At 70.8% G+C, this 22,672-nt stretch carries 21 protein-coding genes; 13 read left to right on the top strand and 8 right to left on the bottom strand.

The features are described 5' to 3' along the window. Positions 1 to 21 precede the first annotated feature (21 nt). A complete protein-coding gene (locus tag AB0K67_RS01085) occupies positions 22 to 639 on the top strand; it encodes a maleylpyruvate isomerase family mycothiol-dependent enzyme (RefSeq protein ID WP_364050804.1) in 618 nt (205 codons plus the stop codon). Between the two features lie 18 nt (positions 640 to 657). Here AB0K67_RS01085 and AB0K67_RS01090 read toward each other — a convergent pair whose 3' ends face one another. Then, positions 658 to 1,104, bottom strand: a complete 447-nt coding sequence (locus tag AB0K67_RS01090; RefSeq protein ID WP_364050807.1) for a MarR family winged helix-turn-helix transcriptional regulator — start codon at positions 1,102 to 1,104, stop codon at positions 658 to 660. A gap of 93 nt (positions 1,105 to 1,197) precedes the next feature. On the opposite strand from AB0K67_RS01090, the gene AB0K67_RS01095 reads away from it, so the two are divergent. Continuing rightward, the gene (locus tag AB0K67_RS01095; RefSeq protein WP_364050810.1) at positions 1,198 to 1,635 is read left to right on the top strand and encodes a hypothetical protein; all 438 of its coding nucleotides are present in this window, start codon (positions 1,198 to 1,200) and stop codon (positions 1,633 to 1,635) included. A 45-nt stretch (positions 1,636 to 1,680) separates the two neighbouring features. Then, on the top strand, positions 1,681 to 2,454 hold the full coding sequence (locus AB0K67_RS01100) for a MerR family transcriptional regulator (RefSeq protein ID WP_364050813.1): 774 nt from the start codon (positions 1,681 to 1,683) through the stop codon (positions 2,452 to 2,454). A gap of 9 nt (positions 2,455 to 2,463) precedes the next feature. Here AB0K67_RS01100 and AB0K67_RS01105 read toward each other — a convergent pair whose 3' ends face one another. Both AB0K67_RS01105 and AB0K67_RS01110 read right to left on the bottom strand, forming a co-directional pair. Next, the gene (locus AB0K67_RS01105) at positions 2,464 to 2,898 is read right to left on the bottom strand and encodes a MarR family winged helix-turn-helix transcriptional regulator (RefSeq protein ID WP_364057382.1); all 435 of its coding nucleotides are present in this window, start codon (positions 2,896 to 2,898) and stop codon (positions 2,464 to 2,466) included. A gap of 5 nt (positions 2,899 to 2,903) precedes the next feature. After that, the gene (locus tag AB0K67_RS01110; protein WP_364050816.1) at positions 2,904 to 3,284 is read right to left on the bottom strand and encodes a hypothetical protein; all 381 of its coding nucleotides are present in this window, start codon (positions 3,282 to 3,284) and stop codon (positions 2,904 to 2,906) included. Positions 3,285 to 3,433: 149 nt separating this feature from the next. Here AB0K67_RS01110 and AB0K67_RS01115 point away from each other — a divergent pair, with 149 nt between their 5' ends. The 7 genes from AB0K67_RS01115 to AB0K67_RS01145 all read left to right on the top strand — a co-directional run bounded on the left by AB0K67_RS01115 (position 3,434) and on the right by AB0K67_RS01145 (position 15,684). Beyond that, on the top strand, positions 3,434 to 4,498 hold the full coding sequence (locus AB0K67_RS01115; protein ID WP_364050819.1) for a sugar ABC transporter substrate-binding protein: 1,065 nt from the start codon (positions 3,434 to 3,436) through the stop codon (positions 4,496 to 4,498). Continuing rightward, complete coding sequence (locus tag AB0K67_RS01120; protein ID WP_364050822.1) at positions 4,498 to 6,033, top strand: sugar ABC transporter ATP-binding protein; 1,536 nt, start codon at positions 4,498 to 4,500, stop codon at positions 6,031 to 6,033. The genes AB0K67_RS01115 and AB0K67_RS01120 overlap by 1 nt, the downstream gene beginning before the upstream one ends. After that, positions 6,030 to 6,998, top strand: coding sequence for an ABC transporter permease (locus AB0K67_RS01125; protein WP_364050825.1), 969 nt, complete (start codon positions 6,030 to 6,032; stop codon positions 6,996 to 6,998). Before AB0K67_RS01120 ends, AB0K67_RS01125 begins: the two co-directional genes overlap by 4 nt. A 58-nt stretch (positions 6,999 to 7,056) precedes the next feature. After that, positions 7,057 to 9,099 (top strand): hydantoinase/oxoprolinase family protein, encoded by a 2,043-nt coding sequence (locus AB0K67_RS01130; RefSeq protein WP_364050828.1) that lies wholly within the window; start codon positions 7,057 to 7,059, stop codon positions 9,097 to 9,099. Further along, the gene (locus AB0K67_RS01135; protein ID WP_364050831.1) at positions 9,099 to 10,826 is read left to right on the top strand and encodes a hydantoinase B/oxoprolinase family protein; all 1,728 of its coding nucleotides are present in this window, start codon (positions 9,099 to 9,101) and stop codon (positions 10,824 to 10,826) included. The genes AB0K67_RS01130 and AB0K67_RS01135 overlap by 1 nt, the downstream gene beginning before the upstream one ends. Positions 10,827 to 10,973: 147 nt before the next feature. After that, positions 10,974 to 12,218, top strand: a complete 1,245-nt coding sequence (locus AB0K67_RS01140; protein ID WP_364050834.1) for a hypothetical protein — start codon at positions 10,974 to 10,976, stop codon at positions 12,216 to 12,218. Between the two features lie 343 nt (positions 12,219 to 12,561). After that, the gene (locus AB0K67_RS01145; protein WP_364050837.1) at positions 12,562 to 15,684 is read left to right on the top strand and encodes a Tn3 family transposase; all 3,123 of its coding nucleotides are present in this window, start codon (positions 12,562 to 12,564) and stop codon (positions 15,682 to 15,684) included. A 25-nt stretch (positions 15,685 to 15,709) separates the two neighbouring features. Here the strand turns inward: AB0K67_RS01145 and AB0K67_RS01150 are convergent, their stop codons facing one another. The 4 genes from AB0K67_RS01150 to AB0K67_RS01165 form a co-directional block, all read right to left on the bottom strand. Beyond that, positions 15,710 to 16,996, bottom strand: a complete 1,287-nt coding sequence (locus tag AB0K67_RS01150) for a PP2C family protein-serine/threonine phosphatase (RefSeq protein WP_364050840.1) — start codon at positions 16,994 to 16,996, stop codon at positions 15,710 to 15,712. A gap of 87 nt (positions 16,997 to 17,083) precedes the next feature. After that, complete coding sequence (locus tag AB0K67_RS01155) at positions 17,084 to 18,115, bottom strand: acyl-CoA desaturase (protein WP_364050843.1); 1,032 nt, start codon at positions 18,113 to 18,115, stop codon at positions 17,084 to 17,086. Continuing rightward, positions 18,112 to 18,435 carry an STAS domain-containing protein gene (locus tag AB0K67_RS01160; RefSeq protein ID WP_364050846.1) on the bottom strand — a complete coding sequence of 108 codons (324 nt, stop codon included), beginning with the start codon at positions 18,433 to 18,435 and terminating at the stop codon, positions 18,112 to 18,114. The genes AB0K67_RS01155 and AB0K67_RS01160 overlap by 4 nt, the downstream gene beginning before the upstream one ends. A 118-nt stretch (positions 18,436 to 18,553) precedes the next feature. After that, complete coding sequence (locus tag AB0K67_RS01165) at positions 18,554 to 19,324, bottom strand: DUF5994 family protein (protein ID WP_364050849.1); 771 nt, start codon at positions 19,322 to 19,324, stop codon at positions 18,554 to 18,556. A 46-nt stretch (positions 19,325 to 19,370) separates the two neighbouring features. On the opposite strand from AB0K67_RS01165, the gene AB0K67_RS01170 reads away from it, so the two are divergent. Then, complete coding sequence (locus AB0K67_RS01170) at positions 19,371 to 20,297, top strand: tyrosine-type recombinase/integrase (RefSeq protein ID WP_364050852.1); 927 nt, start codon at positions 19,371 to 19,373, stop codon at positions 20,295 to 20,297. A gap of 170 nt (positions 20,298 to 20,467) precedes the next feature. Next, positions 20,468 to 20,728: a hypothetical protein gene (locus tag AB0K67_RS01175; RefSeq protein ID WP_364050855.1), complete on the top strand. Its 261-nt coding sequence runs from the start codon at positions 20,468 to 20,470 to the stop codon at positions 20,726 to 20,728. Between the two features lie 294 nt (positions 20,729 to 21,022). Here AB0K67_RS01175 and AB0K67_RS01180 read toward each other — a convergent pair whose 3' ends face one another. Then, a complete protein-coding gene (locus AB0K67_RS01180; RefSeq protein ID WP_364050858.1) occupies positions 21,023 to 21,937 on the bottom strand; it encodes an SDR family oxidoreductase in 915 nt (304 codons plus the stop codon). Positions 21,938 to 22,057: 120 nt separating this feature from the next. Between AB0K67_RS01180 and AB0K67_RS01185 the strand changes: the two genes are divergently transcribed. Beyond that, positions 22,058 to 22,627 (top strand): TetR family transcriptional regulator, encoded by a 570-nt coding sequence (locus AB0K67_RS01185; RefSeq protein WP_364050861.1) that lies wholly within the window; start codon positions 22,058 to 22,060, stop codon positions 22,625 to 22,627. Positions 22,628 to 22,672 lie beyond the last annotated feature (45 nt).

The following is a 22,672-nucleotide window of genomic DNA, read 5'->3' on the forward strand; positions in this document are numbered from 1 at the left end:
CTATGAGGAAGAAGCGACCACGTGGACATCACCACCGCCATCGCCGCCGAACGTACTGAGCTGGCGGAACTCCTGGACGACCTCTCGCCGGCCCAGTGGGACGCGCCGACCCTGTGCACCGGCTGGCGGGTACGGGAGGTCGCGGCGCACATGTCGATGGGCTTCAGGTACTCGCTGCCGAAGATGGCCTGGGAGCTGGTCAAGGCAGGAGGCGGCGTCAACAGGATGGCCGACCGCCGCGCCCGCCTCGACGCCGCCGCCATGTCCACGGCGGAGCTGGCCGGCGCGATCCGCGACAACGCCCGCCACCCCTGGAGGCCGCCGGTCGGCGGGATCGCGGCGGCGCTGGGGCATGACGTGGTGCACGGCCTGGACATCTCCGTCGCGCTCGGGCTCGGCCGCCGCGTTCCCGAGGAGCGCGTGCGCGTCCTGTTGGAGCAGGTCAGGCCCTTCACGCTGCGCTTCTTCGGCGCGAAGCTCGACGGGGTGCGGCTGTGCGCCGACGACCTCGACTGGTCGTACGGTGACGGCGTCCCGCTGATCGGCTCGGCGCAGGACCTGCTGCTGCTCACGTACGGCAGGAAGCTGCCGCCCGGCCACCTGCGGGGGGAGGCGAGCGATCGCTACGTCGCCGCCTGAGGCGGGCGTACGCGATGGTCAGGCGTGGTGCTCGACCAGACGGGTGAGGAGGTCGGTCAGGGTCCGCCGGTCGGCGGGGGAGAGCGGGGCGAGGTATGCGTCCTGGGCGGCGGCGAGCAGCCGGTCGAGGTCGGCGAGGCGCTTCCGGCCCGCCGGGGTGATGGTGATGATGTTGCGGCGGCGGTCGTCCGGGTCGGGTGCGCGTTCGAGCAGGCCCTGGGCGGCGAGGTCGTTGACGGCGGCCACCACGTCGCTGCGGTCGATGCCGGTGCGGCGGCCGAGCGCGGCCTGGCTGGCCGGGCCGTACTCCTCCACGGTGGCGAGCAGGGCGTAGTGGTAGCGGCGCGCGCCCGCCTGGGCGAGCGCCTGGTCCACGATCCGGTTGGCGATCAGTGCCGCGCCGTTGGTCAGCCTGCTCGGCAGCGTACGCAGCCGCTCGGGCGGCGGCCCTTCGGGGGTGTTCACGGGCCGAATCTAGCAAAAACGTTGGCGCCACCCACGAATGGCGCTATCGTTGGTTAGGCCAACATTGGCTCAACCAACGAAAAGGATGCCCGTATGACCACCGACCACACCTTCAGCACCCGAGTCGTCGGACAGACCGAGAAGGCGCTCAACGCCCTCCTCGACCGGCTGCTGGCCGGGACCGGCATCACCGAACCCCAGTGGGTGACGCTCACCCTCGCGGCGACCAGCGGCGAGCCCCTCTCAGGTGACGCCCTCGCCGAGCAGGCGGCCCACTCGCTGAAGGTCGACCACGCCACGGCGCACCGCCGCATCGCCGAGCTGGCCGGCCACGGCCTGCTGCGCATCGGCCAGGACGGCACCGTCGAGGTCACCGAGCGCGGCCAGGCCCAGTGGGGTGAGGTCCGCGCCGCCATCACCCGCATCACCGGCGAGCTGTGGGGCGACCTGCCGGAGGAAGACCTGGCCACCGCCGGCCGCGTGCTCGCCACCGTCCTGTCCCGCGCGAACGCGCTGCTCGCCGCCGCTTGAGCGGGGGTTTGACCCGCACGCCGCGTCAGGCGGCACAGTGTGCGCATGACCGCACGCGAGTACACCGTCGGCGTCATCGCCGACCTGACCGGCGTCTCCGTACGCACGCTGCACCACTACGACGAGATCGGCCTGCTGACGCCGAGCGAGCGCAGCCCGGCGGGCTACCGGCTCTACTCCGACGACGACCTGCGCAGGTTGCAGCGCATCCTGTTCTACCGGGAGCTGGACTTCGGCCTCGACGCGATCGCCGCCATCCTGGCCGACCCGGCCCGCGACGACGCCGACCGGCTGCGGGAGCAGCGCGCGCTGCTCGGCGAACGCATCCAGCGGCAGCAGGCCATGGTCGCCGCCATCGACAGGGAGCTCGGCGCGCGCAGGCTCGGCCTCACCCTCACCCCCCAGGAGCGGCTGGAGATCATCGGCAGCACCCGTCTGGAGGACAACGCGGCACGGGCGGAAGAGCTGTTCGGCGGCTCCGAGCAGTGGCGGCAGCGCCGGGAGCGCTCATCGGCGTACTCGGCCGCCGACTGGGCCGAGATCCGCGAGGAGCAGGCGGGCATCCACCGGCGGCTGCTGGAGGCGATGAACGCCGGCCTGCCCGCCGACGACCCCGCCGTCATGGACCTGGCCGAAGAGCACCGGCTGCACCTGCACCGGCGCTTCCACGACTGCGACCACGACGTCCACCGCGAGCTGGCCAGGGCCTACCTCGCCAACCAGCGGATCGGCCGCAACTACGACGACATGGCGCCGGGGCTGTCCCGGTACATCCACGACGCCATCATGGCCAACGCCGACCGCGCCCGGCGGGGCTGACAGAAGCGCTCAGGCGTCCAGCGCGTACGAGCGGTCGATCAGCTCCTCCATCGCCCGCTGGAAGTCGCGGCGGCGCTGCTCGCTCCAGCCCTCCGTCAGCCGTTCGAAGACCTGCTCCTGCCATTCGTGGGCCTGGTCGAGCAGGGTGTGACCGAGGGGCGTGAGCGCGGCCTCGCGCCGGCGGCCGTCCGCCTCAGACGCGCGCAGCGTGAGGTACCCGGCCGCCACCGCGCTCTTGACCAGCCGGGACGCGCCGCTCTGGTCGATGCCGATCTCGTGCGCCACCGCGTTGACCGTCGCCTCGGCCCCGCGCCGGGCCAGCGCGTGGACGGCCTCGGTGACGAGGACGAGCCGGCCGTGTTCGGACACCTTGCCGCCGCCGGTCAGGGCGGGCCTGCGCGACCAGTGCCGGACGAACGCGAACAGCACCTGCCCCGGCCCCATGGCGCTCACTCGGTGGCCGCCATCTCGCGGCAGATGTACGCCAGCTCCAGCGCCTGCCGCAGATCCGGCAGCCGGAGAGCGGCCGTCACCTTGCCCCCGGCCACCCGGAAGACCGTCGCCACGCGTACCGGCTCCTGGCTCTGCGGCCAGGTGGCGTCCTGCTCCACGACCATGAGGCGCTCGCCGACCGGATGCCACGAGCGCGGCCGCAGCCTGATCCCGGAGCGCTCCACCCACTGCGCGAACTGCTCGGGCGTGATCGGTCCCGCGCCCTTCGGCCCCAGGACGACGACCGGATCGCCGACCGCCCGCGCCGAGCGCTCCAGGTCGCCGTCGTTCACGCTCGCGTGCCACTCGTTGATGGCCGCCTCCAGTGCCGACTTCATACCGAAATTCTATGCAAAACGCATATATCTCGGGAAGCGGCGGCGTCTATCGAATGACATTGCACCGTTGACCCACGAGTTGCAGTGTGACATGGTACTGATTCAAGACAGGTCGCTACCTGCGGAAACATACGCACCATGAAATAGAGGTGCCTGTGAAACCACTGTCCAACCCCCAACGCAGACTGGTGATCGCGGCCTCCGCGCTTGTCAGCCTGACCCTCGCGGGCTGCAACTCCGACGTCTCCCAGGTCTACTCCTCCGCAAGTGCCGCCCCCAGCGGCAAATCGGGCCAGGTGCGCATCGCCCTGCTCGCCTCCTCCAGCCAGAACGGCTTCAACAAGGCCGTGTACGACGGCGCCGTGGCCAAGGCCAAAGAGTACGGCGACGTCGAGGTGACGATCTTCGACGGCAAGTTCGACAGCCAGACCCAGTTCAACCAGGTGCAGAACGTCGCAAGCCAGGGCACCTACGACGGCATCGTGCTGGTGCCCAACGACAACGTCGGCATCGCGGCCGCCATCCCGGCGGCGGCCCAGGCCAAGATCCCCGTGGTGACCACGCTCTTCCCCGTCGGCCCGAACCTGACGGAGTTGAAGCCGCAGGTCGAGGGCATCGTCTCCACTGTGGCGGCCAACACGGAGGAGAACTCCAAGAAACTCGCGGAAGGCGTCGTCGAGTACTGCGAGGACAAGGACCCGTGCCGGGTCGCGATCCTCATCGGCCAGCTTCAGTTCCCGTTCGACAACCTGCGCAACAAGGCGTACCGGTCGGTGCTCGACGGGCATCCCAACATCAAGGTCGTCGCCACCGGCCAGGGCAACTACGACCGCGACACCTCGCTGAAGGCCATGCAGAACATCCTGCAGGCCAACCCCAAGCTCGACGTGCTGCTGTCCAACGCCGACCAGCAGACCATCGGCGCCCAGGTCGCGCTGGAGAGCGCCGGATACGACCTGAGCAAGATGTACGTGACGGGCGGCGGCGGCAACCAGGAGGCCATCAAGCAGGTACGCGCCGGCACATGGGCCGCCGACCAGGTGGACTTCCCCAACAGCATGGGCAGGGCCGCGCTGGAGCAGGTGGTCAACGCGGTGCGCGGCAAGCCGGTCACCCCGGTGATCGACGCCAACACGCTGGGCCCCGTACCGGTGATCGTCACCAAGGAGATCCTGGACGAGCACCCCGACTTCGCCGGCGAGTGGGCCGATTGATGGGCGGACCGGCACCGGCGGTGGCCGCCACCGTACGCGAGCTGTCCGTCCGCTTCGGCTCCACGCAGGCGCTCGACTCGGTGTCGCTGTCCCTCTTCGAGGGCGAGGTGCACGGCCTGGTCGGCGAGAACGGCGCGGGCAAGTCCACGCTCGGCAAGGTCATCGGCGGGCTCTACCAGCCGGACTCGGGCGAGCTCGAGGTGTTCGGCCGGGCGGTGCAGCGCTGGGACACCAGGCGGGCGCAGGACGCCGGCGTCGTGATCATCGCGCAGGAGCTGTGCCTGGTCCCGGCGCTGACCGTGGCGGAGAACGTGTTCCTCGGCCGGGAGCACCGCACGTTCGGCGTCCTGCACCGGGACCTGGACGCCCGCTACCGGGAGCTGGAGAAGCTCTGCGGTTTCGGGCTGCCCGCCGACGCGCCGGTCCAGAGCCTGCCGATCGCCGACCAGCAGAAGGTCGAGATCATGCGGGCCCTGGCCCGGGACGCGCGGATCATCGTCATGGACGAGCCCACGTCGTCGCTCACCGCCGACGAGAGCGAGCGGCTGCACGAGATCATGCGCTGGCTGCGCGAGCGCGGCACCACCGTCGTCTACGTCACCCACTTCCTCGACGACGTGCTCGCCAACTGCGACCGCGTCACGGTCATGCGGGACGGCCGGGTGATCAGGACGGCGCCCGCCGCGCAGGAGACCAAGGCCGGCCTGGTCGAGGCCATGCTCGGCGAGCCCGCCGACATGCTGCTGCCCGAACGCCCGCCCGCGCCGCCCCCCGACACGCCGCCGGTGGCCGAGATGCGCGACGTGCACGCGGGCGCGGTCAGCGGCGTGTCGCTGCGGGTGCGCCCCGGCGAGATCGTCGGGCTGGCCGGGCTGGTCGGCAGCGGCCGTACGGAGATCGCCCGCGCGCTGTTCGGCTGCGACCGCATCGGCTCCGGTGAGGTGCTGTTCCGCGGGGAGCCGGTCACGGACGCCTCGCCGCGCGCGTCGATCGCCCGCGGCATGGCCATGATCCCCGAGGACCGCCGCGCCCAGGGCCTGGTGCTGCTCCGCCCGGTCCTGGAGAACGTGACGCTGCCGCACCTGCGCCGCTTCACCCGCGCGGGCGTGCTGTCGCGCGGCGCCGAGCGGGCGGCGGTGCGCGAGCTGATCGAGCGTCTCGGCGTACGCCCGGCCGCGCTCGACGGCGACATCGCGGTCTACTCCGGCGGCAATCAGCAGAAGGTGCTGTTCGCCAAGTGGCTGCTCGGCCGCCCCGAGCTGCTGATACTCGACGAGCCCACCAGAGGCGTGGACGTCGGCGCCAAGTCCCGCATCTACCAGCTCATCGTGGAGATCGCCGCGGCCGGCACCGGCATCCTGCTCATCTCCTCCGAGCTGGAGGAGGTCGCCGGGCTCAGCCACCGGGTCCACCTCGTACGCGGCGGCTCGATCGTCGGCGAGGTCCCCGGCCCCGGCACGTCCGTCGACGAGATCCTGCAGCGCCTCTTCGAGGTGGACGAGCCCGCAGAAACTTCCAGGGAGGGAAGGCCATGACCGCCACCGCACCGGCGCGCGCGGGAACCACCGGCGTCAACGTGCCGGCCCTGGTGCGCCACTACGCCGTCCTGATCATGCTCGTGGCGCTCTTCGTGGTGCTGAGCGTGTCGACGTCGTCGTTCCTCACCCTCACGAACCTGCTGAACATCCTCAACCAGAACGCCCCGCTGGCGATCATCGCGGTGGCCGGGACGCTGGTCGTCATCTGCGGCGGCTTCGACCTGTCCACCGGGGCGATCTTCAGCGTCGCCAACGTGGTGGCCGCCTGGGTCGCGGTGCACCTGGGCAGCCCGGTGCTCGGCCTGCTCGCCGCGCCGCTCGCCGGGGCCGCGCTCGGCCTGGTGAACGGGGTGGCGATCACCCGGCTGCGCATCCACTCGTTCCTGGCGACGCTGGCCTCCAGCCTCGTGTACGGGGGGCTGGCCGTGCTGATCACCGGCGGTTTCCTCATCAGCGTCCCGGCCGCCGGGTTCACCGCGCTCGGGCGGGGCGGCATCGGCCCGGTCTACTACGCGATCATCATCCTCGCGGTCTTCGCCCTGCTGTCGGGGTTCCTGCTGAACCGCACCGCGTTCGGCAGGTACGTGCTGTCCGTCGGCGGCAACGCCGAGGCCGCCGAGCTGTCCGGCATCCGGGTGAACCGGATCAGGCTGTACACGTTCCTCTACAGCGGCCTGGCCGCCGGCATCGCGGCCGCCATCGGGGTGTCGCGGATCGGCACCGGGCAGCCGCAGGCGGGCGACGGCCTGCAACTGCTGGCGATCGCGGCGGTCATCCTCGGCGGCACCAGCATCTACGGCGGCGTCGGCGCGATCTGGCGCTCGGTCTGCGGCGTGTACCTGCTGGCGCTGATCGACAACGGCTTCGACATCCTCAACGCCAACCCGTTCTTCAAGGACCTGACGACCGGCGTGGTCATCCTGGCCGCCGTCGCGCTGAGCGTGGCGAGCAGACGACGATGACCGGCCCGCCGACCCCATCGCTCGCGGCCACGCACGAACTACCCAGAAAGGCGGAACGATGAGCAGGCTTGCGATCGACGTCGGTGGCACGTTCACCGACGTGGTGGAGCTGAACCCGGAGACGGGCGCGCTCAGCTTCGGCAAGGTCCCCACCACGCCGGACGCGCCGGCGCGCGGTGTCATGAACGCCTTCGCGCTGGCCGAGTCCGGCACGCCGGCCATCACGATGTTCACGCACGGCACCACGCTCGGCCTCAACGCGCTGCTCACCAGGACGGGAGCGCGCACCGCGGTCATCGCGACGAAGGGCTTCCGTGACGTCTACCTGCTCGGGCGTACCGACCGCAGGACCAACTACGACATCACCTACCGCAAGCCGCCCGCGCTGCTGGAGCGCTACGACACCTTCGAGGTGCGCGAGCGGTGCCTGTTCGACGGGAGCGTGCACACGCCGTTCGACGAGGAGGACGCCCGCCGGGTGGCCACCGTCATCGCCGAGCGCGGCTATGGCTCCGTCGCGGTGGCGTTCCTGCACTCGTACGCCAACCCCGAGCACGAGCTGCGCATGCGGGAGGTGCTCGCCGAGGTCGCGCCCGGCGTCGCGGTCACGCTGTCGCACGAGCTGTCCAGGGAGTACCGCGAGTACGAGCGGACCAGCACCGCCGTGCTGGACGCCTACGTCAAGCCGATCGTCCACCGCTACCTGCGCGAGCTGGAGGGCGAGCTGGCGGGCGACGGCTTCCGGGGCCGGTTCCTCATGACCCGCTCCGGCGGCGGCGCGATGACCGCGCAGGCGGCCCGCGAGCAGCCGGTCAGCCTCATCCTGTCCGGCCCCGCCGGCGGCGTCATCGGCGCGGCGGCGCTGTCGCGGCTGCTGGACCAGCCCAACCTCATCACCATCGACATGGGCGGCACCAGCCTCGACGCCTCGCTCATCCTCGACCACGAGCCGGTCCTCTACCAGGGCGCGGAGTTCGAGGGACTGCCCATCAACACGCCGTCGCTCTACATCCACACCATCGGCGCGGGCGGCGGCTCCATCGCCTGGCTGGACGAGGCCGACGCGCTGCAGGTCGGCCCGCAGAGCGCGGGCGCGGCGCCGGGCCCCGCCTCGTACGGCAAGGGCGGCACCGCCCCCACCTTCACCGACGCCGCGCTGGTGCTCGGCCACCTCGGCGCCGACAGCCCGCTCGGCGGCACGCTCACCCTCGACCGCGACCTGGCCGACAAGGCGCTGCAGCCCATCGCCGCCCGGCTCGGCCTGTCCACCGAGGCGCTGGCGCGCGGCATCGTGCAGATCTCCACCATGAAGATCATGGGCGCGGTCCGCGCGATCACCGTGGAGCTGGGGCGCGACCCGAAGGACTTCGCGCTGCTGTCGTTCGGCGGGGGAGGGGGCCTGGTGGCCATCGAGGTGGCCAGGGAGCTGGGCATCTCGACCGTGATCGTGCCGCCGGGCCAGGGCGCGTTCTCCGCGTTCGGCATGCTGCTCGCGGACGTGCAGCACGACTACGCCCGCACCCTCGTCACCCCGCTGGCCTCCCTCGACGCGCCCGCCGCCGACGCCGTCTACCGGGAGATGGAGGCGGCGGCGGCCGAGCAGCTCGAAGCGGAGGGCTTCGGCCCCGACCGGCGCGTGCTGATGCGTACGCTCGACGTCCGCTACCAGGGGCAGGAGCACTCGGTCACGGTCTCCTGTCCCGACGACCCCGAGACGTTCGGCGCGGCCGTCGCGTCCGCCTTCGCCGAGCTGCACGAGCGGCAGTACGGCCACACGATGGACGACCCCGTCGAGGTCACCACGCTGCGGCTGCGCGCCACCGGCACCGTCGACAAACCCGAGCTGCCCACCATGCCCGAACGCGCATCGGGCGAGCCGCGACCGGCCGGCACCCGCCGGGTCTACCTGTCGGAGGACGAGCCGGCCGCCGAATACCGCGTCTACATCCGCGAGGACCTGCTGGCGGGCGACCTCATCACCGGGCCCGCGGTGATCACCGAGCACACGGCCACGTCCGTCATCCACGCCGGCGACAGTCTGCGCGTCGGCCGCTACGGCGAGCTGGTCATTTCCGTGAACGACAGGACCGGGAGGCAGTAGTGAGCACCACCACCACGACGGACTCCATCACCACGGAGATCATCCGGCACGGCCTGCTCGCCGCCGCCGACGAGATGGCACGCAACCTGTGCCGCACCGCGTACAACACGGTCGTCTACGAGATCCACGACTACGGCATCGGCATCCACGACGCCCACGGCGACGTGGTGGCCGACGCGCCCGGCATCGCGGTGTTCACCCGGGGCAACGACCACGGCATCAAGCGGGCGATCGAGTTCCTGGGCCGCGACGCGCTGGAGCCCGGCGACGTGTTCATCCTGAACTATCCGTACTGGGCCTCCGCGCACACCCTCGACCCGCTGGTCTTCGCGCCCATCCACCACGACGGCGAGCTGATCGGGTTCGCCTCCTGCCGGATCCACGTGCTCGACCTGAAGCAGAAGGACCCCGGCTACGTCCTGGACTCCACCGACATGTACCAGGAGGGCCTGTTCTTCCCCTGCTCCCGGCTCTACCGGCGCGGGGTGCAGAACGACGACGTGTTCAACATCATCCGCTTCAACAGCCGGATGCCCGAGCGGACCATCGGCGACATCCAGGCGCAGGTGTCGGCGTGCGTGACCGGCGTGCGCAGGACCCAGCAGATCGCCGCCAAGTACGGCGCGGGGGTGCTGACCGCCGCCATGGACGCCATCAACGACCACGGCGAACGGCTGGCCAGGCTGGCCCTGGCCAAGCTGCCCAAGGGCACCTGGACGGCGCACGACTTCGTGGACAGCGACGGCATCGACACCGACCGCCTGATCAAGCTGAACGTCACCGTCACCATCAGCGACGACGAGATGGTCATCGACTGGACCGGCAGCGAGCGCGACGTCAAAGGCCCGATCAACCTGCCGCTCGGCCAGACGGAGGCGTTCTGCAGCCTCATCTTCAAGGCGCTCACCACGCCGGACACCCCCGTCGTCGCCGGCAACTTCCGCCCGCTGCGGGTGGTCACCGAGCCCGGCTCGGTGATGCACGCGGTGCCGCCCATGCCGACGTTCACGCTGTGGACCGGGCTGCTCGGCGGCGAGGTCGTGCTCAAGGCGCTGGCCCAGGGCATGCCGGACCGCGTGCCCGCCTGCTCGGGCGGCGACGTGTGCTCGATGATGGGACTCGGCGTCAACCCGCGCACCGGCGAGGCGTGGCTGGAGGCGACCAACGAGGCCGTCGGCTTCGGCGGCCACGCGGGCGGCGACGGCGAGGACGGCATCATGCACCTGTCGGAGCCCGGCTGCCGCAACAACCCGGTGGAGGTGCTGGAGACCAAGTCACCGATGTTCATCGAGTGGTACGGCTACCGCCCCGACAGCGGCGGCCCAGGCCGGCACCGGGGCGGCGTCGGCGTCGGCCGCACCTACCGTTTCACCGCGCCCTCCACCGGCATCTGCCTGGTCTACAAGACCAAGACCCGGCCGTGGGCCATCGGCGGCGGCAGGCCAGGCGAGAGCAACCACGTCATACTCAACCCGGGCACCGACCGCGAGGTGGTGCAGGGCGGCAGCTACAACCGGCTGGAGGCGGGCGAGGTGCTCGTCAACAACACCGGCGGCGGAGGCGGCTACGGCGACCCGTTCGAACGCGAGCCCGCGCGGGTGGCGGCGGACGTCCGCAACGGGTTCGTCAGCGTGGAGGCGGCGGCCCGCGACTACGGCGTCTCGGTGGACCCGGTCACGTTCGAGGTGGACGAGGAGGCCACCGCCCGGCTGCGCGCCTCCCGCTGAATGTGCCTCGGGCACACCAGGGGCGCGGCGAAAGTGTGGCGGGCGGCGCTGGAACGGCCGCTCGGATCCGGTGACGATAACGGGCGATCTCCGGGGTCGCCGGCACGCCGCCGTGGCGGTCGCCGGATCCCTGTGACAGGAGGCCCGATGCGTTATCTGTGGACGGTCGCGGTGCTGCTCGCCGCGCTGCTGGTGCCGGCCACCGCCCATGCCGCGACCCCGTCGTACCTCACCTTGGAGGCCACGTACACCGGCGTCGCCAACGGCTGGGCCAAGGTCGAGCGGTACCTCGACACCACCCCCGGCTTCACCCAGGAGGACTACCCGCCGGACGGCCGCGGCGACCAGGACGGTCAGCGCCTGACCTTCTTCGGCGGCGTCAAGCGGCCCTTCTCCGGCCGGTTCCTGCTCTACTACGCGCCCGGCTGGAACACCAACCCCAAGACCACCCCGGTCCTGCTGGTGCACGGCGCCAACGACAACCCCGACCGGGCCTGGGCGAACCCCGGCGAATCCGGCGGGTTCGGCTGCGGCGCGCTCACCTGCCCGCGTACGGGGCTGATGCAGCACCTGGTCGACGCCGGTCACCGGGTGTTCGCGATCGGGTTCGCCCACAAGGAGGGCGACAACCTCATGCAGGCCCAGCAGGTCGGCGACGCGATCGCGATCATCAAGGACCGGCTCGGCGTCTCGTCCGTGGACCTGGTGGGGTGGAGCAAGGGCATGATGTCGACCCGCATGTACGTCTCGTCGGTCAAGCCGAGCTGGGGCCGCTCGTACGCGGGCGACGTGCGCAAGCTCATCACGATCGGCGGGCCGAACGCCGGCTACGACTACCCGTTCGCGCACGGCTGGGCGCACGACCTGTCGATCTGGCCCGAATGCGGCGGCCGGATCAACTCGCCGTCGCCGCACACCCACATGACCTGCTACGGCGTCTACGCCTACCATCCGGAGTTCTCGTTCGTGCCGACCGGCGGGCACGACGCCTACCCGGGGCAGCGGCAGATGCTGGCCCGCTTCGACGGCACGTACGGGATCGACCAGACCCAGCAGGACTGGTACACCACCTACTACGGCGGCCAGGGCTTCTACACGGCCGGTCCCGGCATCCAGGCCGCGATCGACGCCGGGTCGCTGATCTCGCGGATCCGGCAGGCCGGGGTGCCGTCGTCGGTGAAGACGTATCTGCTGGCCGGCGGATCGCCGACCGTCGTGGGCATCTACAACGAGAACCGCGGGCCCAGCGACGGCGTGGTGTTCGTCAGCAGCGCGCTGTCCACGACGGGCATCGGCACCGTGTCAGGCACCGCGCTCATCGCCACCGCCAACCACCTCACGCTCGGCTGGCACTCCCAGGTCAAGTCGCAGGTGGCGAGCTGGCTCGCCTGACACCGTTGCGGGGTGGCGGTCCTCGTTGTTGGAGGGGGCCGCCTCCCCAGGCCCTGGGAGGTGGCGGCACCGTCTCGTTGCCGACGTCGTACACCGTGATCGTGGCGGGGTCGTCTCCGGGCTCCCCGGCCACGGGCGTGCTCAGGCCGTAGGGGGGCCAGACCAAGTACGAGAGAAAGGGGCAGTGAGGCGCTGAGCCGCGGCCCAGAGGGCAGATGCGTCGGATGATGTGACCCTCCGGATGGGCTTGGTTGCGGTTTGGTGAACGAGATCTCTGGTGGGGGTCATCATCGCTACGGTTTCGGCGTCTGGACGCCGGGATCGAGGCGAGGGACGGCCTGGGATGACGTGGATCGAGCGGACCGCCTATCCGCAGTTCAAGCGGCTGACGTCGGCGCGAGTGCTGCATGTGTTCTTCACGCCGTCGTCGGAAGAGGTGGCCTGGGCCGAACAGCGCACCGGCAGCTTGGAGTCGCGCTTCGCGCTGGTGCTGGCGTTGAAGTGCTTTCAGAAGATGGCGCGTTTCCCGGCCCCGGACGAGATCCCTGAGGTGGTGATCGACCACGTCCGGCGCTGTCTGGAGCTGCCTGAGGACGTCTGGCCGGACCATGGCGCCTCCCGTAGCGCGAAGGCGCATCGCAAGCTGGTGCGCCAGCGTCAGGGAGTGAAGTACGACGCGGGCCGGGCCCGGGCGATCGCCGCAGCGGCGATCCGGAAGGCGGCCCAGGCCAAGAACAACCCGACGGACCTGATCAACGTGGCGATCGAGGAGTTGCTCCGGCTCCGGCTGGAACTGCTCGGGTACACGACGCTGGAGGACCTGGCCACGAGCATCCGCGCCGAGGTGAACTCCGCCATCTTCGCCACGATCCTGCAGCGGATGGGCGAGGCCGGCCGGGCCCGGATGGAGGGGCTGCTTGTCGTCGGGCCGGACGGCAAATCGACGTTCAAATGGCTCAAGAAGCCCGCCCAGCGGGCCACCTGGTCGCGGTTCCGCGAGCAGGTGAGATGGCTGGATCAGGTGGACGCGCTCGGCGACACCGACGCCTGGCTGGAGGGCATCGCGCCGTCGAAGATCGCTGACTTCGCCGGTGAGGCCGACGCCCAGGACGCCGACACCTTGTCGCGCTACGAGGCGGTCAAGCAGGTGGCGTTGCTGGCGTGCCTGACGCACACCGCCCGGATGCGGGCCCGCGACGACCTGGCCGAAATGCTGTGCAAGCGGATGGCCGCCCACGTCAAACGGGCCAAGACGGAGCTGGAGGAGATCCGCGCCCGCCAGCGCGCGACCAGCGAGCGGCTCATCGGCACCTACCGTCAGGTACTGGAACGTCTCGACCCCGGCAGTGAGACCTCGGCCGCCGGACACGAGGCGGTGGCGCGGGCCGTCGAGGCGGTGACCTCGTTCGCCGGTAACGCCGGGCAGGTCCAGGCGCTCGGCGAGCTGCTGTCGGCGCTCGTGGTCCAGGCCCACAGTGTGCAGGCGGTGCGGGCGGCGGTGGAGCAGGCGGGCGGGTTCGCCGCGCAGCTGGCCGACATCGAGGAGGTGGCCGCCTTCCACGGTGACGCGCACGAGCTGCTGGTGTACCGGTTCTTCAAGAAGGACCGGCCGGCGCTGTTCGAGCTGGCGGGCAAGCTGCGGCTGAAGGCCACCTCCAGCGACGATTCGGTGCTGGCCGCGCTGGCGCACGCCCGCGAGCATTCACCCAAGCGGCGCGACTTCATCCCGCTGCCGCCGGCGGTGGAGGAGGATGAGCCGGAGTCGGGCATCGCGTTCGCCTCGGGCAACTGGCGGCGCGCGGTGACCGAGCGCAGGCGACCCGGCATGGTGGCGCGGCGGCATTTTGAGGCGATGGTGTTCTGCTACCTGGCGGAGGAACTGCGCACCGGGGACGTGGCCGTGCTCGGCTCGAACGAGTACGCCGACTGGGGCGCCCACCTGCTGTCCTGGGAAGAATGCCAGCCACGGCTGGCGGCGTTCTGCGAGAAGGTCGGGCTGCCCGACACCTCTGCCGGCTTCGTTGCCCATCTCAAGGACGCTCACTTGAGCGCGGCCGCGCATCTGGACGCCGGCTACCTGGACAACGCCGACCTGGTCATCGACGAGGGCGGGGTGCCCACCCTCAAGCGTCGCCGGGGTAAGGGCAGCGATGCGGAGGCCGAGCGGCTGGCGGCCGAGATCGAGCGGCGCATGCCCGAACGGTCGCTGCTGTCGATCGTCGCGCGTACTGCCCACTGGCTGAGCTGGTATCGCCACTTCGGGCCGGCCTCCGGCTCCGACCCCAAGATCAAGGACAAGCTGGGGCGGTACTCGCTGGCGGTGTTCACCGGCGGCATCAACATCGGCCCGTATGAGGCGGCCAAGCACATCGCCAGCGTCACGGCCCGCGAGCTGTCCATGGTCCGCAACCGGCACATCACCCTGAAGAAGCTGAACGCCGCGATCGCCGATGTGGTCAACGCCTTCGCCGAGCTGGACCTGGTCAAGGCCTGGGGAGACGGCAGCACGGTGGCCGCCGACGGCACCCAGGTGGACACCTACATCGATAATCTCCTGGCCGAGACCAGCATCCGGTACGGAGGATTCGGCGGCATCGCCTACCACTACATCTCTGACACCTACGTGGCGCTGTTCTCCCGGTTCATCCCGTGCGGGGTGTGGGAGGCGGTGCACCTGATCGAAGGGCTGCTGGCCAACGCCTCCGACGTCCAGCCCTCCACCGTGCACGCCGACACCCAGGGCCAGAACTTCCCGGTCTTCGCCCTGGCCACGTTGTTCGGGTTCGACCTGATGCCGCGCATCCGCAACTTCAAGGACCTGATCTTCTTCCGCGCCTCGGAGAAGATCGCCTACCGGCACATCGACCAGCTGTTCGGCGAGGGCGGCCGCAACGTGATCGACTGGAAGCTGATCGACAAGCACTGGGTCGACCTGATGCAGGTGGCGATCTCCATCAGCGAGGGCCGCCTGTCCTCGGCCACGCTGATGCGGCGGCTGCGGTCCAACTCCCGCAAGAACCGTATCTACAAGGCGTTCCGTGAGGTGGGCCGCAGCGTGCGCACGGTCGCCCTGCTGCGGTATCTGGCCGATCCGGCGCTGCGGGCGCGCATCACCGCGGCGACCAACAAGGTCGAGTCCTACAACGGGTTCTCCAAGTGGCTCGGCTTCGGCGGGGTCCTGGCCGACAACGACCCCGAAGAGCAGGAGAAACTGATCAAGTTCAACACCCTGCTGGCCAACCTGGTCGTCTTCCACAACGCCCTGGACATCTCCGACATCGTGCGGCAGCTGGTCGCCGAGGGCTGGGAGATCACCGCCGACCAGCTCGGCCAGATCGCCCCGTACCTGCGGGCCCACATCAGCCGCTTCGGCGCGTACGCCACCGACGAGCTCCGTCATCGGCCGGATCCGTTCGACCCCCTGCTCAAAGAGGTCGACTTCACCGACGTCGAGCTGGCCGCCTGATTTTCGGCGTGCCGATGGCTTTTGCTCATTGTGTTGCCTCGTGCGGCGCGGTCAGCCTGGAGCCTTCCAGGGTGAGCGGCTGTTGCCGCTGGGTGCGCCATTCGGCCGTCAGTACGGTGGCGTCGTCCTGCAGCCGGCCCGGCTGGTGCTCCAGGATGGCCTGGATCAGGCGGCGCAGGGTTTCCGGGGCCGGCATGCCGTCGGCCTCGCGGCGGATGATGAAGTCGATGAAGCGCTCCAGCCCGAACAGCTCCCCGTCCGGGCTCTGGGCCTCGATGATGCCGTCGGTGTAGAACAGCAGCCGGTCCCCGGGTTCGAGCTGGTAGTGCAGCAGGCCGGTGGACAGGTCCAGGCCGAGACCCATCGGTGGGTCGGGCACGCTGGTCAAGGTGGCGACCTGCTGGCCGCCTCGGATCACCAACGGCGGATGGTGACCTCGATTGACCCAGGCCAGCCAGCCGGTCCGCAGATCGAGATCGGCCAGGACGCCGGTGGCGAAGCGGCCGGTGACCTGCTCGGCGATCGCCGCGTCGATGGCCTCGCTCGTCGCGGGCAGGTTCGTGCCCTGGCGGCGGCTGGTGCGAGCGGACCCGATGGCGATGGTGGCGGTGAGCCCGGCCGCGGTGTCGTGCCCCATCGCGTCGAAGATCGACACGTGCAGGGTGTCGCCGTCGATCGCGTAGTCGTAGGCATCTCCGCCCGCCTCGTAGGCCGGCTCCAGCGCGGCGCTGACCACCACCCTGTCGTCGGCGAAGGCCCCAGGCGGCAGCAGGTTCCACAACACCTCGGCCGACAGCGTCATCGGCCGGGCGCGGACCAGGCGGGCGTAGGAATCGCTGTAGGGGCGCTTGCTGATCAGCAGCAGCGAGACGAGCGAGGCCAGCCGGCCGGCCAGCAACGCCGCGGCCTCAGATCCCCGCTGCACGCTCACTCCCAGGACGCCGACCCGTTCGGTGCCGCTCAGCAACGGCACCCATAGCCGCTGCGGCCCCTCGCCGGCCGGCGAGGCAGGGACGCTCTCGGGAGCGGCGGGATCCAGCACGTGCCGGGCCTCGACGATCTCCACGTCGCGGAAGGCGCGCCCGGCCATGGTGGCGTCGATCCGGATCGCCTCGAGCCGTTCTCCGTACACGTCGCGCTGCCCGGCCAAGGGCACCAGCAGCTGCTGCTGCAGGTCAGCTACGTAGATCATCGTCTGAGAGAAGCCGGCCAGCCGTCCGTACGCGGCGACCAGGCCCGGCAGATCCTCCATCGCCGACAGCTGAGTGGCGTCCAGCAGGCCGCCCAGCATCCGCTCACCATCGCCCGTCACCTTGACGCCTTCCCCCTGGAGCCCCTCCCCTCACATTAGATCGTCTCCTCCATGCGGAACGAGCTTCTTTCAAGCGTGCTGACCAGGCTAACGTCTCCCGGGCGTGCTGGGGCGGGTGCTGGTGCGCAGTGTGTGTTTGCTGGCCACCATGCGTGGGTGGCCGAGGCCGTCGGCGGGCTGCCAGTGCACGTTGGTGGCCCAGTTCAGGCGTTCGAACAGGCGGATGAGCGCGGCGGAGGGGTCGATCTGGCGGGGGCCGCGCCCGTGCCGGGCGCAGCCGGGCTGGCTGTGGTGGCCGTTGTGCCAGCTTTCGCCGAAGGAGAGCAGGGCCAGCGGCCACAGGTCGGTGGAGCGGTCGTGGCGGCGGGTGGTGTGCGGCCGGTCACCGATCATGTGGCACAGGGAGTTGACGCTCCAGGTGACGTGCTGCAGCAGGGCGATGCGGACCAGGCCGGCCCAGATGGACGCGGTCAGGGCGCCGTACAGGCTGCCGCTGATGGCCCAGCCCGCCGCGAACGGCAGCAGCAGGGAGATGGCGCACCAGGCGGGGAAGGCGCGCGAGATGCGCAGCATGGCCGGATCGTTGCGCAGCAGGTCGGGGGCATACCGTGTGGCCGAGGTGGGTTCGGCGGAGAACAGCCAGCCTAGGTGGGCGTGGGCCAGGCCGCGCAGTTGCCCGCCGAGGCCGGTGCCGTAGCGGTAGGGGGAATGCGGGTCGCCCGGTTGGTCGGTGAAGGCGTGGTGGCGGCGGTGGACGGCCACCCAGTCGATGAGGTTGCCCTGAAAGCTCATCGACCCGGCCACGGCCAGGACGACGCGCAGCCACGGGCGGGCGGTGAAGGAACGATGGGTCAGCAACCGGTGGAAGCCGACCGTCACCCCCAGCCCGGTCACCACGTAGAAGACGGCGGCCAGCAGCAGGTCGGTGAGGGTGATTCCGTTTCCCCACGCCAGCCAGATGCCGGCGCCCAGCGCGAGGAACGGCGCGATGACGATCGCCGCGGTCAGCGTCACCGCGACGATGCCGGCCCGCGCGGGCGCAGCGGGGCGAGGGAACGGCGCATGGCCGTCATAGCCCGCCTCGGCGGCGGTGCGGGTGGCGGCCGGCATGCCGGTCATGCCATGACCGGGAGGCGGCGGTCCAGCCCGGTGATGCGTAGCAGCCGGGCCACGCGCGGGGGAACGCCGGTCAGGGCCAGCGTGATGCCTCGTGTCCGGGCCCGGCCTTGCACGCCGACGAGCACGCCCAGCCCGCCTGCCCCGCAGAAGGTGACCTGGGACAGATCCACGATGAGCAGGTCGGTGCTGTGGTCGAGGGCGTTGATCAGCCTCTGGCGCAGGCGGGCTGTGGTGAAGAGGTCGATGTCCCCTGATAGATGCACGAGGGTCGGCGCCGAGGCGCTGGCCGCGGCGAGCGGGGCGGTGTCGATGACGGTCATGGAATGTCTCCTCACGGGAGAAGCTGAAAGGTGATGAGATGCCTGCCGGCCGGAGCCGGCCCGCCGCCAGTTCGGGCGGTGCCTGGACCGCTCGATCCGGCCGGCAGGCGGCACGGGGTCATTCCGGCGTTGCCGGCCGTCCGATGGATGGCTGCGCTGCCTGCCCGATGACCGACCCGCCCTCGTCCTCCCAGCGGGCCGAGCCGTCGGCCGTGGCACGCGGAGCGGGGCTGGCGGGCAGATGCGCGAGGGTGAGGATGGCGTCGATGCTCATGCCGGCGATGTCCTGGGCGGTGAGCTTGAGCGTGGCCCCGGCGGCTCCGGCGGCGGTACCCGAAGGGATGATCAGCAGGACGACTGGCTCGCCGGCGGCGAAGCTGAGAGTGATCACGCGCGGGTCGGTGTGGCGGAACCAGCCGATGCGGACCTGACGCCCACGCGCGGGGATGCGGCGCGGGATGTTCTGCCACGCATCATGATGCAGGCCGATGCGGAGCGTGACCCGATCCAGCAGCCGGTCCACGGCGGCGATGAGGCCGGGCAGTTCGGCGGCCGCGTCACGGGAGCAGGGCCACCAGGCCCCGTCCACCACAGCCAGCCGGTTCGGCACCGGGTTGAGGCTGAGCCGTAGCGCGGAATCGGCCCGGGGGATCGCGGGCGAGGCGGGGCTGAGTGGTGCGGGTTGAGAAAGAAGCGTCGGCGTCATGGTCGCCTGACCTGTCCAGGCCCCCGAAGAGGCCGGTGGTGGTTCGCCGGGGGCGACGCCGACCTGAATGCCAACGCTCGAAAAGACCTCGGTACCTTCAGTGTACGGCATGACTTCCGGAATTCCCCAATTCCGGAAGTAGACTGAGCGGGTGACTTCCGGAAACACATCCTCAGGGATCACGCAACCGGCCGGAGCAGCTTCCGGAAACACGGGCCGGTCGCGGGCCGTGCCCCTCTCCGGCCCCCACGCCGCCGTCCTGGCCGACTACACCGCCGCGCTCGCGCACGCCCCGCTGGCCGATTCCACCAAGACCAAGTACGCCTCCCGGCTGCGCGGCTATCTGGCCTGGCTGGCTGACCAAGCCGACGCCGGCGCCCTGGACGGCGACCCGCTCACCGACCCCATCGCCGCCACCGGCGCCGTACGCGACTTCCGCCGGCATCTGAAGAACGGCCGCCGCGCCCCCAACACCATCGACACCTACCTGTCGGCCATCGACGACTTCTACGCCCGCCGCGGCCTCGGCAAGCCCCAGGCCCGCCGCGAACGCGACACCCGCCGCACCGCCCCCCGCGCCCTGGACACCCGGCGCACCCGCCGCTACGTCCGCCACGTCCAGCTCACCGCATCTGCGCGCGACAAGGCCGTCGCCCTGCTGCCCTACTACGCCGGCCTGCGCATCTCCGAGGTCGTCGGCCTCGACCTGGCCGACGTGCGCCTGTCAGCCCGCAAGGGCGAACTACGCATCCGCGGCAAGGGCCGCGACGGCGGCAAGATCCGTCTGCTGCCCGTCCATGCGGATCTGCGCCAGGCCCTGATCGACTGGCTGCAGGCCCGCGCCGATTGGAAGGGGGCCGGCACCCACGCCGCGGTGTTCCTCAACCACCGCGGCGGCCGCCTCAGCGACCGCGCCGCCCGCGACATCATCACCGGCCTCGGCGACGCCGTCGGACTGGGTGACGACCCCACCGAACCCTTCAGCCCGCACGTCCTGCGCCACACCTTCGCCACCCAGCTCATCCGCGACGGCAAAGACCCCATCCTGGTCGCCGAACTCCTCGGCCACGGCTCCCTGGACACCACCCGCCGCTACGCCCTGCCCACCGAAGCCGACAAGGAAGCCGCCTTGGACGCCCTCATCACCGACCACTGACCAGGGCAACAAACCGGTTCGGAGCGGGTGCCGCGATTGTCACTCCCGTATCCCAGCCCGGCTGGAGGGCACCGCGTCCGCGCCACGGTAGGCGAATGCGGAGGGCAACTGCCTACACCGTTCGACCCTGGGCAGGGGCCCCTTGCGGATTCTGGCGAAAGGAGCCGGCCGTGTCTGAGAATGTCGCACTGATCATTCGATTCCACCTGATGAGCGGCGAAGACGTCTCCGTGATCAGCGGGGACTTCGACGGAGAGCCGGAGGCGGTGGCGGCGATCGCTCGTGCTGTGGACGAGCGGCGCAGCCTGGTGTTGATGCGAGCAAGATATGATCGCGAAGCCGACGTGAACGGCATAGTCATCAACCTCGCCAACGTGGTGTCGGCGCGTGTGTCGAAGACAGACAGCGCCGAGGCGGGCCAGTACCTGTAGCAGCGGGGCCTCCCGGTCAAACCGCGTACGCCGAAATCGAACGGGCAACGTCACAGGTCATAGGCGTCACTGCCCCTTTCTCTCGTACTTGGTCTGCCCCCCCGTAGGCGAGCATCGGTGCTTCGTCCATGGCAGGTCCGACGCGGACGGGCGTGAGGGCCGGGGCCGGCGCGATGACTTCCAGCATGCCTCCCCGGCAGGCGGGTCGTGGGCGCGGCGGGTCAGCGCCTGGGCACGGGGGTCGCCGCCGGGCGGGCCGAGGAGGCGGCAGTCGTCCTGACGCCCGGAGAACCGCTAGGCCGCCGGGCCTGCGGCCAGGTAGTCGCCGTGCTCGATGTCGTCGAGCAGCGTGGGGTGCTCGGGCGACCAGCCGAGGAGTTCGCGCGTGTACGCGCTTGAGGCGGGCCCGTCGAAGGCGTACACCCGGGCCAGGAACGGGTTGGCGTAGTGCGTGGCGGCCTCCTCCGGGGTCAGTGAGACCGTGGGCACGCCGAGGCGGCGGCCGATGAGCTCGGCGATGCTCTTGAAGACGACGGCGCTCTCGCCCACGCCGTGCAGCACGCTGCCCGCCGGGGCCTTCTCCAGCGCCAGGCGGAACAGGACGGCCGCGTCCTGCCGGTGCACGGCGGGCCACCGGTTGGAGCCGTCCCCCACGTACGCCGAGACGCCCTTCTCGCGCGCGGTGGCGATCAGCATGGGGATGAAGCCGTGGTCCTGCGGGCCGTGGACGGTCGGGGCCAGGCGCACCACCATGGCGCGCACTCCGCGACCGGCGAAGGCCAGGGCGGCGTCCTCGCTGGGGACGCGGTAGGCGGCCAGGCCGTTCCTGTCGGGCTCGTCCTTCTCGGTGCTCTCGCGGCCCTCGGGCATGACCGCCGTGCCCGAGGTGATGACGAACGGCTTGCCCGTGCCCTCGAGCGGCCGGCCGAGCGCCTCGATCGCGGCGAGGTCGGCGCGCTTCATGCGGTCGGGGTCGGCGAAGTCGATGACGTACGCCATGTGCAGCACGCCGTCGGCGGCCTCCGCGCCCCTGCGCAGGCTGTCGAGGTCCTCCATGGAGCCGCGCAGCGGAGTGGCGCCCAGCGACTCCAGCTTGGCGGCGGCGGCGTCCGAGCGCGCGAGGCCGGTGACCGTGTGACCGGCCCTGATGAGCTCGGCGACGACGGTGGGGCCGGTCTGGCCGGTACCGCCGGTGACGAAGACATGCATGGAACTCTCCCACTTAAAGTCAGTGACTGGCGTAAAGAAATGCCAGTCACTGACCTTAAGTAGTGTCAGTCACTGGCGTCAAGAAGCGCCAGTGACTGACATTCAGCTATTCTGCGGACCGTGCCACGAAGCGGAGCAGAAGCGCGCCGCCGCCTGCAGCAGGCGGCTCTGGAGCTGTACCGGGAGCGCGGGTTCGACCAGACCACCACGGCCGAGATCGCCGCGCGGGCAGGCGTCAACGAGCGCACGTTCTTCCGGCACTTCCCCGACAAGCGCGAGGTGCTCTTCAGCGGGGAGGCCGAGCTGCGCGCGGCGCTTGAGCAGGCGGTGGCCGAGGCGCCCGACGGCCTGCCCGTGCTCGACCTGCTGCTCCACGCGTTCCGCGAGGTCAAGCACCTCCCCGAGAGCAACCGGCCGTTCGCGGAGCCGCGCCTTGAGGTCATCGCGGCGACGCCCGCGCTGCGCGAGCGGGAGCTGGCCAAGGCCGCGGCCATCACCGAGGCGGTGGCGCAGGCGCTGCGCAAGCGCGGCGTGGCCGAACGGCAGGCCATGCTGGCCGCCCAGGCCGGGTGGGCCGCCTTCCACGAGGCGATCGCGGCCTGGATCGCCGACTCGTCGCAGAGCCTGGACGATCACCTTCTCCAGGCGTTCGACGACCTGCGCGCCCTGACCGGCCACTCCGGCCGGTGAATCACAGCACCACGCGCAGATGACCGCAACCGTCGTGCCGCCGCG

Source organism: Nonomuraea sp. NPDC052634 (assembly GCF_040678535.1).
Classification (GTDB): Bacteria; Actinomycetota; Actinomycetes; order Streptosporangiales; family Streptosporangiaceae; genus Nonomuraea; species Nonomuraea fastidiosa.